Source organism: Pseudomonas sp. PSE1(2024) (genome assembly GCF_050990555.1).
In the GTDB taxonomy this organism is placed as follows: domain Bacteria; phylum Pseudomonadota; class Gammaproteobacteria; order Pseudomonadales; family Pseudomonadaceae; genus Aquipseudomonas; species Aquipseudomonas aphyarum.
Genome location: NZ_CP158967.1, coordinates 2,541,737 through 2,558,003 on the forward strand (window position 1 = coordinate 2,541,737; position 16,267 = coordinate 2,558,003).

The 16,267-nt window shown below is 62.1% G+C and carries 15 protein-coding genes; 8 read left to right on the plus strand and 7 right to left on the minus strand.

Translation table 11 applies throughout. The features are described from left to right. Positions 1 to 38 precede the first annotated feature (38 nt). Together ABTV87_RS11610 and ABTV87_RS11615 are read right to left on the minus strand one after the other, a co-directional pair. Entirely contained in the window at positions 39 to 2,249 is a 2,211-nt protein-coding gene (locus ABTV87_RS11610) for a TonB-dependent siderophore receptor (RefSeq protein ID WP_433899541.1), read from the minus strand. A gap of 108 nt (positions 2,250 to 2,357) precedes the next feature. Then, positions 2,358 to 2,846: a GFA family protein gene (locus ABTV87_RS11615; protein WP_433899542.1), complete on the minus strand. Its 489-nt coding sequence runs from the start codon at positions 2,844 to 2,846 to the stop codon at positions 2,358 to 2,360. 236 nt (positions 2,847 to 3,082) lie between these two features. Here ABTV87_RS11615 and ABTV87_RS11620 point away from each other — a divergent pair, with 236 nt between their 5' ends. The 4 genes from ABTV87_RS11620 (at position 3,083) to ABTV87_RS11635 (ending at position 7,831) form a co-directional block, all read left to right on the plus strand. Beyond that, positions 3,083 to 3,967 (plus strand): LysR substrate-binding domain-containing protein, encoded by an 885-nt coding sequence (locus ABTV87_RS11620; RefSeq protein ID WP_085608994.1) that lies wholly within the window; start codon positions 3,083 to 3,085, stop codon positions 3,965 to 3,967. Between the two features lie 99 nt (positions 3,968 to 4,066). Next, on the plus strand, positions 4,067 to 5,182 hold the full coding sequence (gene aguA / locus ABTV87_RS11625) for an agmatine deiminase (protein WP_433899543.1): 1,116 nt from the start codon (positions 4,067 to 4,069) through the stop codon (positions 5,180 to 5,182). A 2-nt stretch (positions 5,183 to 5,184) separates the two neighbouring features. Then, positions 5,185 to 6,282, plus strand: a complete 1,098-nt coding sequence (locus ABTV87_RS11630) for an extracellular solute-binding protein (protein ID WP_433899544.1) — start codon at positions 5,185 to 5,187, stop codon at positions 6,280 to 6,282. Positions 6,283 to 6,442: 160 nt separating this feature from the next. Continuing rightward, positions 6,443 to 7,831, plus strand: a complete 1,389-nt coding sequence (locus ABTV87_RS11635) for a hypothetical protein (RefSeq protein ID WP_433899545.1) — start codon at positions 6,443 to 6,445, stop codon at positions 7,829 to 7,831. 135 nt (positions 7,832 to 7,966) lie between these two features. On the opposite strand, the gene ABTV87_RS11640 is transcribed toward ABTV87_RS11635, so the two are convergent. The 3 genes from ABTV87_RS11640 to ABTV87_RS11650 are packed head-to-tail and all read right to left on the minus strand — an operon-like array spanning position 7,967 to position 10,497. After that, complete coding sequence (locus tag ABTV87_RS11640) at positions 7,967 to 8,593, minus strand: DNA-3-methyladenine glycosylase family protein (RefSeq protein WP_433899546.1); 627 nt, start codon at positions 8,591 to 8,593, stop codon at positions 7,967 to 7,969. A gap of 2 nt (positions 8,594 to 8,595) precedes the next feature. Beyond that, positions 8,596 to 9,393: an isocitrate lyase/PEP mutase family protein gene (locus ABTV87_RS11645; RefSeq protein WP_433899547.1), complete on the minus strand. Its 798-nt coding sequence runs from the start codon at positions 9,391 to 9,393 to the stop codon at positions 8,596 to 8,598. A gap of 21 nt (positions 9,394 to 9,414) precedes the next feature. Further along, on the minus strand, positions 9,415 to 10,497 hold the full coding sequence (locus tag ABTV87_RS11650; protein ID WP_433899548.1) for a bifunctional transcriptional activator/DNA repair enzyme AdaA: 1,083 nt from the start codon (positions 10,495 to 10,497) through the stop codon (positions 9,415 to 9,417). A 109-nt stretch (positions 10,498 to 10,606) separates the two neighbouring features. Here ABTV87_RS11650 and ABTV87_RS11655 point away from each other — a divergent pair, with 109 nt between their 5' ends. Further along, the gene (locus ABTV87_RS11655; protein WP_433899549.1) at positions 10,607 to 11,020 is read left to right on the plus strand and encodes a VOC family protein; all 414 of its coding nucleotides are present in this window, start codon (positions 10,607 to 10,609) and stop codon (positions 11,018 to 11,020) included. Here ABTV87_RS11655 and ABTV87_RS11660 read toward each other — a convergent pair. Further along, positions 11,017 to 11,637 (minus strand): LysE family translocator, encoded by a 621-nt coding sequence (locus ABTV87_RS11660; protein ID WP_433899550.1) that lies wholly within the window; start codon positions 11,635 to 11,637, stop codon positions 11,017 to 11,019. The genes ABTV87_RS11655 and ABTV87_RS11660 overlap by 4 nt on opposite strands. A gap of 276 nt (positions 11,638 to 11,913) precedes the next feature. Between ABTV87_RS11660 and ABTV87_RS11665 the strand changes: the two genes are divergently transcribed. Continuing rightward, on the plus strand, positions 11,914 to 12,519 hold the full coding sequence (locus tag ABTV87_RS11665; RefSeq protein WP_085608986.1) for a biliverdin-producing heme oxygenase: 606 nt from the start codon (positions 11,914 to 11,916) through the stop codon (positions 12,517 to 12,519). Beyond that, entirely contained in the window at positions 12,516 to 14,753 is a 2,238-nt protein-coding gene (locus ABTV87_RS11670) for an ATP-binding protein (RefSeq protein ID WP_433899551.1), read from the plus strand. Before ABTV87_RS11665 ends, ABTV87_RS11670 begins: the two co-directional genes overlap by 4 nt. A 9-nt stretch (positions 14,754 to 14,762) precedes the next feature. Here the strand turns inward: ABTV87_RS11670 and ABTV87_RS11675 are convergent, their stop codons facing one another. Beyond that, positions 14,763 to 15,518, minus strand: a complete 756-nt coding sequence (locus ABTV87_RS11675; RefSeq protein ID WP_433899552.1) for a type 1 glutamine amidotransferase domain-containing protein — start codon at positions 15,516 to 15,518, stop codon at positions 14,763 to 14,765. Positions 15,519 to 15,660: 142 nt separating this feature from the next. Between ABTV87_RS11675 and ABTV87_RS11680 the strand changes: the two genes are divergently transcribed. Beyond that, entirely contained in the window at positions 15,661 to 16,248 is a 588-nt protein-coding gene (locus ABTV87_RS11680) for a LysE family translocator (protein WP_433899553.1), read from the plus strand. The last annotated feature ends 19 nt before the right edge of the window (positions 16,249 to 16,267 follow it).

The following is a 16,267-nucleotide window of genomic DNA, read 5'->3' on the forward strand; positions in this document are numbered from 1 at the left end:
AAACTGTCAAAGACTGTGAAGCCGCCGTTGGCGCTGAATCAGAAGTCCCACTTGGTGGTGAGCATCAGGTTGCGCGGCTCGCCGTAGAACGTGGTGTCGAAGTTGCCGAGCCCCGTCAGGTACTTCTTGTCGAACACGTTGTTGGCGCTGACGGTGAAGCTCAGGTGCTCGTTGTACTGATAGCGGGTCATCAGGTCGACGAGGGTGTAGCCGCCCTGTTTGATGCGCGTGTAATCGCCGGCCGGAGCGCTGTAGATCTTGCCGTAGAACGCGCTCTGCCAGCTGATGCCGCCACCGACGGTGACCTTGTCGAGCATGCCCGGCAGGCGATAGGTGGTGAAGGTGCGCACCACGTGTTCCGGTTTGGTGGTGGACAGCGGGTAGCCGTAGATCCGCTGTTCGTCGGCATCGCGGGTGCGGGCGTAGGTGTAGCCGGCGGAGACGTTCCAGCCGTCGGCCAGTTCACCGGCCAGTTCCAGTTCGACGCCCTTGGTAGTCGCGCCGTCGATGGCTTTGTAGATGCCTTCGTTGGTGACGGCGTTGGTGCCGATCGACTCGGCGACGCCGTCCTGCTCGATGCGGAAGAACGCCAGGCTGGCGTTCAGGCGACCGTCGAAATACGCCGCTTTCAGACCGGCTTCATAGCTGTCGCCTTCTACCGGGGCCAGGGTCGAGCCGTTGATGTCCTTGTAGGTTTGCGGCTGGTAGATGCTGGTGTAGCTGGCGTACACCGAGTAGGTGTCGTCGAGGTCATAGACCAGCCCCGCGTATGGCGTGACCACGCCGTGCTCCTTGTAGCTGGCGTTGGTGTCGTCGAGGCCGGCGCCGGCGTTGTAACGGTAGTCTTCATTGTATTTGAAGGTGCTCAGGCGGCTGCCGAGGATCACCGACAAATCGTCGGTCGGGTGCAGGTGGGTGGCCAGGTAAACGCCGTTCTGGCTTTGGGTGCGTTCGTATTTGCCGTTCTTCGGGAAGTCCTGTTTCGGCAGGTCGCCGTTCCAGTCGTAGATGCTGCCCGGTACGAGTTCGAAAGCGCTGGTGTCGTAGGTCGAACCGGTCTGGCGCGAGTGCGAAGTCATCACGCTGGCGATCAGCTCATGCTCGCGGCCGCCGAGGGTGAACGGGCCGGAGACGTTGACGTCAGCGGTGTTCTGCACCCGATGACCTTCCCAGCGGCCCCAGTACAGGAACATGCCTTCGCCGGTGGCGCGATCCGGGTTACCGCCACTGGCCGAGGCCAGTCGAGTGTCGTGGTCGGTGGTTTTCTGGTCGAGGCTGACCTTGAACTTCCAGTCGTTGGCCAGCGCCTGTTCCAGCGAGGCGAAGTAGGTGATGTTGTCGAAATCGCGACGGCTCCAGTCGGCGCCGTTGTTGAAGTGGCGCGGGAAGTCGGTGCGGCCGCCGTCGGCGAAATACACCGGATTGCCGGTCCACGACGTACCGCGCGGGGTGGTGCTGGACTTGTCGATGCCGAAGGTCAGCAGGGTGTCGTCGGTCAGGTCGGCTTCGAGGATGCCGTAGAACAGATCCTTCTTCTGGCTGTAGTGATCGAGATAGGAATTCTTGTCCGAATACGCGCCGACAAAGCGCCCGCGCACATTGCCCGAATCGGTCAGCGAACCGGAAATATCGCCCACCGTGCGATAAGCGTCCCACGAACCGACAGTGCCACTGATCGAGGCCTTGAACTCTTTGGTCGGCTTCTTGCGGATCAGGTTGACCGTGGCTGACGGATCGCCCGAGCCGGTCATCAGGCCGGTGGCGCCCTTGATCACTTCCACACGGTCGATGCTGGAGGCGTCGTCGCCGTTGTTCGGGTTCTCGCCGTAGACGCCGTCGTAGGGCAGGTTGACGCCGTCGTACTGAAAATTAGTGATTGCAAAACCACGAGCGGAAAACTCGGTGCGGTCGCTGTCGTATTTCTGGGTCGAGATGCCTGGAGTGTTGCGCAGCGCATCGCCGATGCTTTGCACTCCACGGTCGTCCATTTGCTGGCGGGTGATCACCGTCACCGATTGCGGCGTTTCGCGCAGTGACAGCGGCAGACCGGTGGCCGAGGACGTCGCACCGGTGGTGTAAGACTGCGTGCCTTCGGTGGTCGCCCCCAGGCCCTGGGCGGAAATATTGGTCGCGCCCAGTTGCAGGGTTTCTTTTTTCGTCGTGATTTCAGCGGCGTGGGCGGTGGCGGCAAAACTCACAACGGCCAGCGCCAGCGGGCGCAAGGCAAAACGGAAACGGACGTGCGACATGGAGATCCCTTTGCATCGAATCGATCGGTAGTTGAAGTGCTTCTGGTGGGTTAACCGAACGAGCGATGCAAAAGGGAACTGCGGTCTGAAATTAAACGGAATCGATGCTCAGCGAGTCAGGCCAAGGCGTTCATGCCACTGGGCGATGGATTCTTCGGGGTAGACCTCGAATTGCTGATCCCTGGCGCTCGCTTGCACCTCGACCCACGGCGCCCTGGAACCGAGCATCAGATGGGTGTGTTCCGGCGGCACCGGCAATGGCGTGTCGATGGCCGAGGCGAACGGGTGGATCAGCTCCGGCCACTCCGGGCTGAACAGCCACAGACCGCTGCCGCACAGCGAGCAGAAGTGTCGCTCGGCGGTGCTGCGGTGGGCGCGGGCATCGCCTTCGTCTTTCATTTTCGCGTGGTAGATCGTGATGTGTTTGCGCCCGCGCACCTTGAGGCTGGCCGCGTCGCCGCCGAGGTTGATCGCAAAGCCGCCACCGCCCTGGGTCTTGCGGCAGATCGAGCAGTAGCAGCGCTGATAAGGGTAGGGGTGGGCGCTGTCGAGAGTGAATGAAACCGCGCCGCAGTGGCAGGAGCCTTCGAGGTGCATGAGTGGCCTCCGGTTGGGCTTTTGTTGATGCGGTTCAGCCTAGAAGAGATGTCGTGTCTGTGCCGCCGCTATCGCGAGCAAGCTCGCTCCCACAGGGTTATTCAGAGTTTGAAAGATTGAGGGCACACCGCAAAACCTGTGGGAGCGAGCTTGCTCGCGATGAACGATAACGCGGTACAACTGGACGCCCACGAATCCGAAGGTCAGCATGTCCGCAAAAAAAGGGACCCAAACCCATGCGCCGATTACCTTCCCTGGCCGCCCTGCGAACCTTCGAATGCGCCGCCCGTCACGCGCATTTCGGTCGTGCCGCCGCCGAGCTGTGCGTCACCGACAGCGCCGTCAGCCATCAGATCCGCCAGCTCGAAGAGCAACTGGGCGTATCGCTGTTCATCCGCGAGGGCCGGCAGATTCGCCCGACCATTGCCGCCGGGCGACTGATGCAGAGCCTGCAACAGGCCTTCGAACTGATCGGCGATGCCTGCGATGAATTGCGCGATCCGTCCTCGCTCGCGGTGTTGCGGCTGGCGGTCACGGCGGAGCTGGCGCAGAAGTGGCTGATGAACCGTCTCACCGATTTCTACGCGCGTTATCCGCACATCACCTTGCATCTCTATGAGCAACCGATCGACGCCACGGCGCCCGGCGAAGACATCGATCTGGCGATCACCTACGGCACCGGCCCGGTCGACAGCAGCGCGTATTTCGTTCGTCCATTGCCGGCGTTGCAGTTCTTCCCGGTGTGCAGCCCCGGCCTGTTCAACCAGGGCAACCTGAAGACCCCGAAGGATCTGGCCCGACACTGCCTGCTGCACGACGACCAGGACGGCAAGACCTGGACCGCGTGGCTGACCAGCCATGCCGGCGACCTGCGTCCGGAGCGCCAGTTGTATTTCGCCCACGCCGGCCTCGCGCTGGAGGCGGCGGCGCAAGGGCAGGGCGTGGCGATGGGTGACAACCTCACGGCGCAGGAGGACTTGCAGAACGGGCGTCTGGTGCGCCCGTTCACCTCCAGCATGACCGCGCTGGGCCAATACGCGCTGGTCTGCGAGCGGGTGCGGCTGGAGCGCCCGGCGGTGGCGCAGATGCTGGAATGGTTCAACGATCAACTGGCCGATTGATGAGTTGAATTCAACTGTTCCGAAATAATCATCGTTGGCGGCGCGACCGCCCACGACCGTAGCCTGAGGTCATTCCCATCCCGATGACGAGGTTTGACCATGGCACGTTTGCTCGACACCACCCCGAAACAGGACGGCTTCCGTCTGCCCGGCGAATTCGAAGCCAAGTCCGGCTGCTGGCTCGGCTGGCCGGAGCGTACCGACGTCTGGCGCAACGGCGCCAAGCCTGCGCAGAAAGTCTGGGTGCAGATCGTCACCGCGATCTCCCACAGCGAACCGGTGACGGTCTGCGCTTCGGCATCCCAGTTCGCCACCGCCCGCCTTCAGTTGCCGCCGCAAGTGCGGGTGGTGGAGATGACCTGCAACGACACCTGGTTTCGCGACAGCGGCCCGTGCTTTGTGGTCAACGATCAAAGCGGTGAAGTGCGTGGCGTCGACTTCGAGTTCAACGCCTACGGCGGCCTCGACGGCGGGCTCTACTACCCGTGGGACAAGGACGACCAGATCGCCAGCAAGATCCTCGAAATCGAACGCTTCGACCGTTATCGCGCGCCATTGATTGCCGAACTCGGCGGCATCCAGAGTGACGGCCAGGGCAGCATCCTCACCACCGAGCAATGCCTGCTCAACCGCAATCGCAACCAGCACCTGGGCAAGGACGAAGTGACCCGCCGGCTGACCGATTACCTCGGCGCCGAGCAAGTGATCTGGCTGCCGCGCGGTTGCAAGTTCGACGAAACCGACGGGCACGTCGACGACCTCGCGTGCTTCGTGCGCCCCGGCGAAGTGGTGCTGCAATGGACCGACAACCGCGACGATCCGCAGTGGGAAATCTATCAGGAGGCCTACGACATCCTGCGCAGCACCCGCGACAGCCGTGGCCGCGAACTGATCGTGCACAAGCTGCCGCAACCGGACGTGCTGGAGTGGACCGCCGAAGAAGCCGAAGGCCTCGATCAGCAGGACAGCACCCACACCCGCCAGGCCGGCACCAAAATCTGTGCCTCGTACATCAACTACTACGCCGGCAACAGCTCGATCGTGGTGCCGCTGTTCGGTGATCGCAGCGATCAGGTGGCGCTGGCGACCCTCGCCGAACTGTTCCCGCAGCACAAGATCGTCGGCATCGAAAACTCCCGGGAAATCCTGCTCGGTGGCGGCAACGTCGCGTGCATCACCATGCCGCAATACGCCGGCCAGAAAAAAGGAGCCTGACCATGGGCCTGCACAAACTGAGTAAAGCGTTATTGCTGGTGCTTGCACCCCTGTGTGTGCAGGCTGCCGAAACAGCGAAACCGGTGGTCAACCTGTACATCTGGGGTGAGTACCTGGCCCCGGATACCCTGAAGAATTTCGAGGCGAAAACCGGGATTCGGGTGGTCGCCGATCACTTCGACTCACTGGAAACCGTCGAGACCAAACTGCTCACCGGCCGCAGCGGCTACGACCTGGTGCTGACCGCCGGCCAGCACCTGTCGCGGGCCATCGAGAGCGGCGCGATCCAGACCCTGAACAAGCAGCAGCTCCCGCACTTTGCCGGAGTCGGCGAGGAGTTCCGTCAGCACATGGCGGTGTTCGATCCGGGCAACCGCTACGCCGGGATCTACGCCTGGGGCACCACCGGCGTTGGCTATCAGGAGGAGGCCGTGAAGCAGCGCCTGCCGGAGGCGCCACGGGACAGTTGGGCGATGCTGTTCGATCCGGCAGTGGTGTCGAAATTCGCCGATTGCGGGGTGAGCCTGCTCAACGACCCGAACGAAGTGTTCGCGGCGGTCATGAAGTACATGGGCCTGGACATCAACCGCCAGAGCCTCGACGACCTGAAACTCGCCGAGCAGCAACTGGCGAAGATCCGCCCGTACATCCGCTACTTCGACAATGACCTGAACATCAGCGACCTGGCCAACGGCAACACCTGCGTGGCGATGTCGTGGAATGGCAACGTTGCCATCGCGGCGGGTCAGGCCGAAGCGGCGAAAAAACCGTTCAAGTTGAATTACCGGATTCCGAAGGAGGGCACGCTGATCTGGTTCGATGCCATGGTCATTCCCAAGGATGCACCGCACCCTGAAGCCGGGCTGGCATTGATGGATTACTTGATGACGCCCGATGTGATTGCGCCGATCACTGACACCATTCACTACGCCAACGCGATCACAGCGGCGGATGGCTTGATCGAACCGGCGATTCGCAATGATCCGGGGACCTATCCACCGCAGGCGGTGAGGGCTTCGCTGTACAGCAAGAATGACAATGGCAAGGCGTTCAACCGGGCATTGATTCGGGCATTCAGCCGGTTGAAGTCGGGGTTGTGAGCGAGGGCCGGGAATCATCTTGAAGCGGTTTGTACGTGGGCGTGTGGGGGTGAGTCTGGTAGTTTTTTCGCCATGGATCTGAACCGGCAATGACGCCGGATGCCATTTCGGTTCCTGACTTTTCAGGATCTGGAGTGGCCAACTTTCAAGGAAGAAAAACATGCCAATCAAACCGCCGGTCAAGGGCACGGGCCCGGCCGATGTTCATCTGAAACCTTCCAGCGATGGCTCTGTGTCGGGGCCGGTGATTCGACCGAGTGTCCACGGCAATCTGCCGGAGCCGCCCGCAATATCCAGTGGCGTACGGACGCCCCATCACAGCGGCGCAGAGGTCGTCAGCCCTCCGGCATCGATCAGCTTTCGTGATGCACTGCCGGTGGTGGAGGTCGCGCCCACCGTGGGGCAACTGCCGCTGGAGGCGTATCACGTCCCGGCGGCGAGCCGGCTGACAGACATCGACGCCGACGGCTTCAGGACGTTCAAGGGGCGTCAGTTCGCCGAATTGCCCGGTCAGGGCATCGTTCAGGTCGGCGCCGACCCGCAAACCGGTTTGTACCGGGCCAGACTGGCCAGCGAACTCAATCCTTCCGGCCCGGTGCTGGAGCGCGACAGCGACGGCAAGCTTTGGCACCCGCTGGAAGAGTTTGCCACCGACCGTTTTCGCACCCCCGACCCGCGAAGTGAAGTCGCCTCGACACTGGAGGCCATGCCGCATCCGGAGGGCGACGAAGGACGGGCTCGTGCGGACGACGCCGACGACGAATTCGAGCTTGCCTCCGAATCGATGCCGGTCAAGCCCTACACCGATCAGGAACTGGTGAGCATGCGCGATGAAGTGCGCTATTCCTTCCGGGGCAATCGCCTGGGCACCTACGACCGTGCCAACAACGGCAAATACCCGCTACGCGACACCCTGGGCAGACCGGTGCGGATCCGCAAGCTGGAGACATTGGTCACACTGACCACCGGGGAGCGTTTCCGCTCGGAGCCGATCAAGCCCTACATCAAGTTCGAAGGCTATGAAGATGTCGCGAGGCTCTACGAAGAGAAACTCGAGCTGCGCACCTTTACCGAGGCCGACATGAAGGTCCCGGGCGAGAAAGCGCTGATCGGACAACTCATGGTGGTCGCCAATAAACGAATCAGCAAAGGCGAGGCGCTGGGCCTCTACGGCGGGACGCTCAGCCCGGTGCGTCTGGTACGACGCGAAGAACAGACGTTCACCATGCTGGCGGGTTTCAGCGTGCATTACACACCAGGAAAGTTTGTTGAAGATCCAGTTGTGGTCATCGGCGACAACATCATTTCGCGGATCAACTCGAACTTCGAATACGACGCCACCGGCAAACCGATCCATCAATCGCCGGACGGCTATAACGTGCAGATCGTCGGGTTCAAAGTCGAAGCGGACATGCTGATCGGAGACCGGCTGGTCAACCGGCCCTACATGTTGAACGCGCTGTTTGCCTCGGAGGATATTGCGGCGGGAACCGAGTTGCGCTGGAACTACAATTATTCGGACAAAGAGATGAAGATGATCTTTCCGTAAATAGCCAAAGGCAGAGCGCGCCGACCGTATACATCGAGCTGATATTCCCAATCGATCAAGGATTCAGTAAAACCGGATCAAGTCGGCGTATATCTGAAATATCCCCCAATCGGTTCCCTCTCCCTTGGGAGAGGGCTAGGGTGAGGGGCTTTTCGGCACCCGCCACAAATACCAGGCCGCCACCGTCCGAAACGGCTTCCAGTCCAACCCGATCTCAACCATCTGCTTGCGCGCAGGCTGCACCTCCAGCCCCTTCAACCGCCGATACCCCTCGCGAACCCCAAAGTCATCCGCCGGCAGAATGTCCGGCCGCTCCAGGCTGTAAATCAGCAACATCTCAACGGTCCAGCGCCCAACCCCGCGCAGGCTGACCAATTGCTCGATCAGCGCCTCATCCTCCATCGCCAGCGCCGTGGCGTAATCCGGCACCACACCGTCCAGAGTCGCCTGGGCAATCCCCTGAATCGTCGCAATCTTGCCCGCCGAAAACCCACAACCGCGCAATTGATCGAAGTCCGTCGCCAGAATCTGCTCCGGACGTGGAAACGTCTGCCCGGGAAACAACCCCACCAACCGCCCGACAATCGCATCGCCCGCCTTGGCGTGCAGTTGCTGATAGGCAATCGCCCGCACCAGCGACTCATAGGGATCACGCGCGGGATGCGGCTGATGCAGGCAAGGGCCGACCGCAGCAATGTGGCGCTGCCAGTCGGCGTCGAGGCTGGCCAGAAACTCGCTGGCCGGTTGATAGGGATCGGGCATGGTTACTTCAACAGACCGTTGACTTCGCCGTAGGTGAAGGCCTTGAGGTCATGGGTGTCGAGCTTGCCGCTGGCGAGAAAGCTTTTCACCAGCGAACCCATGGCGCCGTACATGAACTCGGCGATCCCGGAACCTGCGCTCAAGCGGCGCACGCCGAGGGTTTGCAGTTCTTCGGGGGAGGGCAGGCAAGCGAAGCCCAGGACATTGACCGGCAAAGTCGTGCCCTTGCAGATCGCTTCGATTTCGTAGGCGGACGTCACGCCGGCAGCGAACAATCCATCCGCCCCGGCCGCCTGATACAGCGCCGCGCGGTGCAGGGTTTCGGCGACACGATCCTCGGCCGGCACCAGCCCTTTGAGGTAAACGTCGGTGCGGGCGTTGATGAACAGCTTCACATTGCGCCTCTCGGCCACTTGCCGCGCGACTTCGATCTTGCGCACCAGCAGTTCCGGCGTGCCGCTGCCGTCTTCGATATTGATCCCGACCGCACCTGCCGCGATGACCGCATCGATCAATTCGGCGACCCGGTCGAGGTCATCGGAATAACCGGCCTCGATGTCCACGCTCAACGGCACCTTGATGACTCGGGCAATCGATTCCACGGTGCTGATCAAACGCTCCAGCGGCAGGGTGTTGCCGTCCGGGTAACCGTGGGCCCAGGCGACAGCGGCGCTGCTGGTGGCGACGGCTTTGCCACCCAGTTGCTCGACCAGCCGCGCACCCGTGGCGTCGGCGACGTTGGTCAGGATCAGCAGGCCATCGTGGTGCAACTGGTGAAACTGAGTGTCGAGCGCGTTCATCGAGATCCCTTCTTGTCGGTTTCAGAAAGCCAGTGGTTGCGTGAGCTGCACGGCGGCGTTTTCCAGCCGGAGCAAGAACGCCTTGCGCGGTTGCCCACCACCATAGCCGGTCAATGAGCCGTCCGCACCGATCACCCGATGGCACGGCACGACAATCGAGAGCCGATTGTGCCCGTTGGCCAGACCCACCGCGCGACTGGCGCCGGGTTTGCCCAGTCGTGCGGCGATGGTGCCGTAAGTGCTGGTGTGGCCGTAGGGGATTTGCCGCAGTTCGCTCCAGACTTGCCGGGCAAACTCGCTGCCGGGCAGGTGCAGCGGCACGCTGAATTCGCTCAGCTTGCCGGCGAAGTACAGCGCCAGCTCGTTTTCGATCTGCTGCAAATGCGCGTTGTGCCCCGGTGCGACCACGTAGCCGTAGCGGTTCTGCAATTCTTCAACTTCTCGGGTCAGCGCCGGACGGTCGAGAAACTCCAGCAATACCAGCCCGCGTCGTTCTGCCATGGCGATCATCGGCCCCAACGGCGTGGTCAGGCGGGTGAACAGCAACGGCTCGCTGGATGCCGCGCGTCCCGGCGTGATGTGGAACGACTTCTGAAACGCATCGCGAAAACCGCTGAGGGATTCATAGCCGGAATCGAACGCCGCGTGATCGATGGACGTGCCTTGCTTGATCCCGCCCAATGCCACACCGAGCCGCCGGGTGCGCAGCCACGCATGGAAAGTCATGCCGAAATGCTGTTTGAACCAACGCCGCAGCTTCAGCGGTTCGATGCCCTCGGCGAGCAATTGCGCATCGCTCCAGCGCATCTCCGAATCGGCGTCGACGGCCTTGAGCAGCCGTTGCACCCAGTCCGGGGCGATGGCCGCAGCGTCCAGCGGTTTACAGCGCAAGCAGGCGCGATAACCGGCGGACAGGCATTCGTCAGCGTGGGCGAAGAACTCGACGTTTTCCGGTTTCGGCTTGCGCGCCGTGCAGGTAGGGCGGCAAAAGATCCCGGTGGTTTTCACGGCCGTGAAGAACACGCCTTCATAGGCAGTATCGCTTGCGAGCATGGCGCGAACCATTTCGGCGTGAGGGGGCAGGACAGCGGTCTGTATGTTCATGGGCCGAGGATAAAACCAGTTATTCGATGGCTCCACCGAAAAATCGACAGTGAATTTTCGGGCCGCTGCACTACAGTGATCGGGTCGCTACAACTCGGGAAATGAAGGTATGCCACCGTTCATGATTCAACACATCGATCACATCGTGCTGCGCGTCGCCGATCTGCAACGCAGCATTGATTTCTACCACCGGGTCTTCGGCGCCGAAGTGGTCAAACGCAACGAAAAGTTCGGCCTGGTGCACCTGCGCGCCGGCACGTCGATGATCGATCTGGTCGACCTCGACGGGGAAATCGGCCGCAAGGGCGGTGCTGCTGCCGGAAGCGAACGGCGCAACGTCGATCACTTCTGCCTGCGCATCGAGCCGTTCGATGAAGCGGCACTGGTCAGCCATTTGCAAGCCTGCGGCCTGACCGTCGAAAAAGCCGCCACCCGTTTTGGCGCCGAGGGCTACGGCCTGTCGCTGTACTGCTTCGACCCGGACGGCAATCAGGTCGAACTCAAAGGCCCGCCCGAAGCTTAGGCCCGCTTGGCCATCAGCAACACCGAAGCCGCCGCCGACAGTAACCCCGCGCAGCAACGGTTGAAAATCCGTTTGCCGCGCGGCTCGGCGAACCAGCGGCGCATATGCAGGCCCATGTAGGCGTAGGCGCTGATGGCGATCCATTCCAGCAGCAGGAACAGCACGCCCAGCAGCATGAACTGCGGGGTGATGGCGCGGGTCGGGTCGACGAATTGCGGCAGAAAAGCGGTGAATATAAGAATTGCCTTGGGATTGCCCGCCGCCACTAAAAACTCCTGACGCGCCAGGGCCAGAAGCCCGTTCGCGGGCGCCGCCACAGCGTCTTCGGCGGCAGGATTGGCCCGCCACAGCTGCCACGCCAGATACAGCAGATACCCCGCGCCGACAATCTTGATCCCGTAGAACAACAGTTCCGACGTTTGCAGCACCACTGCCAGCCCCGCCGCCGCAAGGGCGATCATCCCGGCAAACGCCAGCAGACGACCGACACCCGCCACGCAGGCGCGACGATAGCCGTAGCGGGTGGCGTTGCTGACCGACAGCAGGTTGTTCGGCCCCGGCGCCATGTTCAAGGCGAAACAGGCGGGCAGAAACAGGGAGAGGGTGGCGAGATCCATGGTGCGGGCTCCGGTGACGGGAGCGCTATTTTTATCACGCGGGCGTGCGGGCCTGAACCGTACAGTCAGGCGGCAGAGTCGCGGTACAGCGACGGTCGGGCGTAAATCCGTTCGAACTTTCTGCCGTCCCGTCAACTCTGAATTCGTCACAGGGTGATGAATCCGCCAGAAAAAAAATCATCTGGCGGGTCAGAAAGGACAATTGCCGTGTAAGCTTTCGCGCAATGCTTTTCCATTCCCCCATGGCCCCAGGCGGCCCACTGTACGAGCGACTACATGCAAGCAAAGGCCCGCGAGGTTCATGTACCACCGGTGTTGCAGGACCTGCGCGCCGGCACGGCCGAACTGCACATTGCTCTGGAAAAACGCCTTCCTTTCTTCTCCGACACCCTTGATCTGCAGGCTTTCGAGCGATTGATGCGCGCCTATTACGGCTTCTATCAGCCACTGGAGGCTGCGTTGCAGGGCAGCGGCGAGATCCCCGCCGATTTCGATCTGGTTTCGCGCCTCAAGGCGCCGACCCTGCAACGCGATCTGCAAGCGTTGGGCGCGAATGGTGGAGCGTTTTCGCTCTGCCGCCAGTTGCCCGCCATCGACTCCGCCGCCGCCTGCCTGGGCGTGCTGTACGTGCTGGAAGGCGCAACCCTCGGCGGACAGATCCTGCGCCGGGAAATCGCCGCACGACTGAGCCTGGACGCGGACAACGGTGCAGCGTTTCTGGACATCTACGGCGCTGCCACCGGCCGGCGCTGGCGCGATTTCATCGAATACCTGGGCAGTCGCCCGATGGACGCCGACGAGCGTGAAGCCGTCGTGGCGGCCGCCCACACTACATTCAGCTGTTTCGAGCGCTGGCTCGAAAGCCAGGAGGTTCTGGTATGACCCCGCAAGACAAAGAAGCCTTTGAAGAGTTGCTGGCCAACTGCGCCGACGAGCCGATCCGCTTTCCCGGCGCGATCCAGCCGCACGGTTTGCTGCTGACCCTGAGCGAGCCGGACCTTTCGATCATCCAGATCAGCGCCAACGTCGAGACCTTGCTCGCGCGACCGGCGCAAGAGCTGATCGGCCAGCCACTGCAAAGCCTGATCGGCGATGCTCATGCCGCGCAGGTTCGCGAGGCCTTGCAGCAACCGGCCTTGTCCGATGCGCCGCCGCTGCACTTTCGCCTCAACGGCACAGCGTTCGAAGGTTTGCTGCACCGGCATCAGGATGTGCTGATCCTGGAGCTGGAAATCCACGTCGAGAACTTCCAGCCGCGTAACGTCGCCGGCACCGAAACCCACTTGGGACGGATGCTCGCGCGCCTGCAAAAGGCTCAGAGCCTGCAGGCGCTGTACGACATCAGCGTCAGGGAAATCCAGGCCATGACCGGTTACGACCGGGTGCTGATCTATCGCTTCGAAGAGGAGGGCCACGGTCAGGTCATCGCCGAAGCGTCCGACCCGTCGATGGAAGTCTTCAACGGCCTGTTTTTCCCGGCCTCCGACATCCCCGAGCAGGCCCGCGAGCTGTACCGCACCAACTGGCTGCGGATCATTCCGAATGCCGACTACCAACCGGTGCCGCTGGTGCCCAAGTTGCGCCCGGACACCCAGACACCGCTGGACCTGAGCTTCGCCACATTGCGCAGCGTGTCGCCGATCCACTGCCAGTACATGAAGAACATGGGCGTGCTGTCCTCGATGAGCATTTCCCTGCTCAAGGGCGACAAGCTCTGGGGCCTGATCAGTTGCGGCAATCGCCAGCCGCTGCATGTACCGCATGAATTGCGCACCGCGTGCCAGACCATCGGCCAGGTGCTGTCATTGCAGATCAGCGCGATGGAGGCATTGGAAGTCAGCCGTCAACGGGAGGAAAAGGTTGAAGCGCTGGCGCTGCTCAATCAGGCGATGATCGATTCGCCACAGAACGTATTCGATGGTTTGGCCAACCAGCCACAAGTCCTGATGGCGCTGGCCAATGCCGGCGGCATCGCGATCATCGAAGACAAGCAATTGCACCGCTACGGCAACTGCCCGGAGCCGGAAGAAATTCGTGCCCTGCACAAGTGGTTGCAGGAGCGTGGCGAGCCGGTGTTTGCCAGTCATCACCTGGCCAGCGTTTATCCGCCGGCTGCGCAGTATCAGCAGGTCGCCAGCGGTGTGCTCGCCATGAGCCTGCCGAAACCGGTGGACAACGGCGTGCTGTGGTTCCGCCCCGAAGTCAAAGAGAACATCAACTGGAGCGGCGACCCGCGCAAGCCGCTGGATTTGGAAAACTCCGACGCCGGCCTGCGCCTGCGGCCGCGTACTTCGTTCGAAATCTGGAAGGTCGAGATGGCCGGGATTTCCACCAAGTGGAGCCACGGCGATCTGTTTGCCGCCAACGACCTGCGTCGCTCGGCGCTGGAAAATGACCTGGCCCGTCAGGTGCGCCGCGAGCAGGAAGCGGTGCGCGCCCGCGACGAACTGGTGGCGGTGGTGTCCCACGACCTGCGCAACCCGATGACCGTGATCTCGATGCTCTGCGGCATGATGCAAAAGGCTTTCAGCTCGGACGGGCCGCACACTTCGCGGCGCATCTCGACCGCCATCGATACCATGCAGCAAGCCGCCGGGCGCATGAACACGCTGCTGGAAGACTTGCTCGACACCTCGAAAATCGACGCCGGCCGCTACACCATCGCGCCGCAGAAACTCGATGTCGCGCAGATGTTCGAAGAGGCGCAATCACTGCTCGCACCGCTGGCGCTGGACAAGGACATCAGCATCTCGTTCGAGGCCGATCCCGACCTGAGCATCCACGCCGACCCGGAGCGGTTGTTTCAGGTGCTGTCGAATCTGGTCGGCAACGCGATCAAGTTCACTCCGCGTCTGGGTACGGTCGATGTGTATGCCAAATCGGTTGGCGACGACATCGTCTTCACGGTCCGCGACAGCGGCGAAGGCATTCCCAAGGATCACTTGCCGCACGTGTTCGACCGTTACTGGACGGTGAAGGAAGGCAATCCGAACGGCACCGGGCTGGGCCTGTACATCACGCAAGGCATCGTCGAGGCCCATGGCGGGCGGATCGTGGCCGAGAGTGAGCCGGGGCAGGGCAGTGAGTTCCGCTTCACCGTGCCGCGTCAGGACTGAAACAGCCGATCAGCGTTGGGTGGCCTGCAACATGGCCACCCATTCTGCGGCGAATCGATGGCAGTCGCCGGGCCAGCGCGCTGTCAGCAGCTGGCCGTCGCGCACCACAAATCCCGTTTGAAGTTTATTCGCGCCATCGCGTTTGGCGATCAGCGGGCCGCGTATGAAGTCGGATTTGCTGGCCAGAACGGTCTTCACTTCCGCTTCGACGGTCTGCTTGTAGGTGCGGTAGTAGCGCCCCAGCCACGCAGCGGTCATCAGCCACGCCGGCAACTCCATGGTTGCCGCCAGCAGTGCCGTGACCTTGCGCCCGAACAACACCGAACGCCCGGTGTCGGGATCGAGCGTGCGCGCCAGCAACAACACGCCATGACACACCGCCGCCACGGGTTTTTCTGCCTTGAAAAATTGCAGGGCGATCTGCTGAGCCTGCGTCGATTCCAGCAGCGTGCGCATCCCCTTGGCATGACCACCGGGTATCAGCAGCCCGTCAAATTGTTTCGTGTCGACATCGGCATACGCCAGCGGCTGGCGAAACGCATCGGACTCGATCATCTGTGTGTAGGTGTCCAGATCGGCCTTGCGCGTCATCAGCATCGAACTCAACAGGCCGAAGCCGATATCCACCAACCGTGGATCGGCATGGGCGGGCAAGCCTTGCGGTGTGGCAAAACGTACTTCAATGCCCGCGTTGCGCAGTGCCTGCCAGGGCACGCTGCTTTCGGTGGGGTCGTAATCGGCAGAGGGCAGCAGAATCAAGATCATCGAGGGCAGACTTCCTGGTCAAAAGTGTTTGCATAGCCAGAGCGTAGTGGGTCTGCGCGAGCGGGGGTAATTTCCTTCAATACCACCCGGTGTGTGCTGGCTACTGTGAGCGCCTTGTTCCTCGATTTGAAGCAGGTGTGCGATGAGTCTGATTGTGTCGATGGCGGCGTTTGCCCTGGCCGCGTCCATTACTCCGGGGCCGGTGAATATCGTGGCGTTGAGTTCGGGGGCGCAGTTCGGCTTTCGCGCCAGCCAGCGGCATGTAGCCGGGGCGACGCTGGGGTTTGTGCTGTTGCTGGTGTTGATGGGACTGGGGCTGCACGAAGTACTGAAACTGTGGCCCTCGCTGACCCGCGTGGTGCAACTGGCCGGGGTGGCGTTTCTGCTGTTCATGGCGTGGAAACTGGCTACCGATGACGGCCGGTTGAATGCAGGCGAATCGGGACGTGCGCCATCGATGCTGTATGGCGCGGTGATGCAATGGCTCAACCCCAAGGCCTGGTTGGCCTGCGTGGCGGGGATGGGCGCGTTTGTCGCCGATGGCGAGGCGCGGCTGGTGTGGCAGTTTGCGGCGGTGTATCTGGTGATTTGTTATCTGTCGGTGGGGTGCTGGGTGTATGCCGGGACGTTTTTGCGCGGTTATCTGCAAAATCCGGCGGGGATGCGCTTGTTCAACCGGGTGATGGCGTTGCTGTTGGCGGTGAGTGCGGGGTATTTGCTGCTGCCCTGATCCGTACCCCGGCAAACGG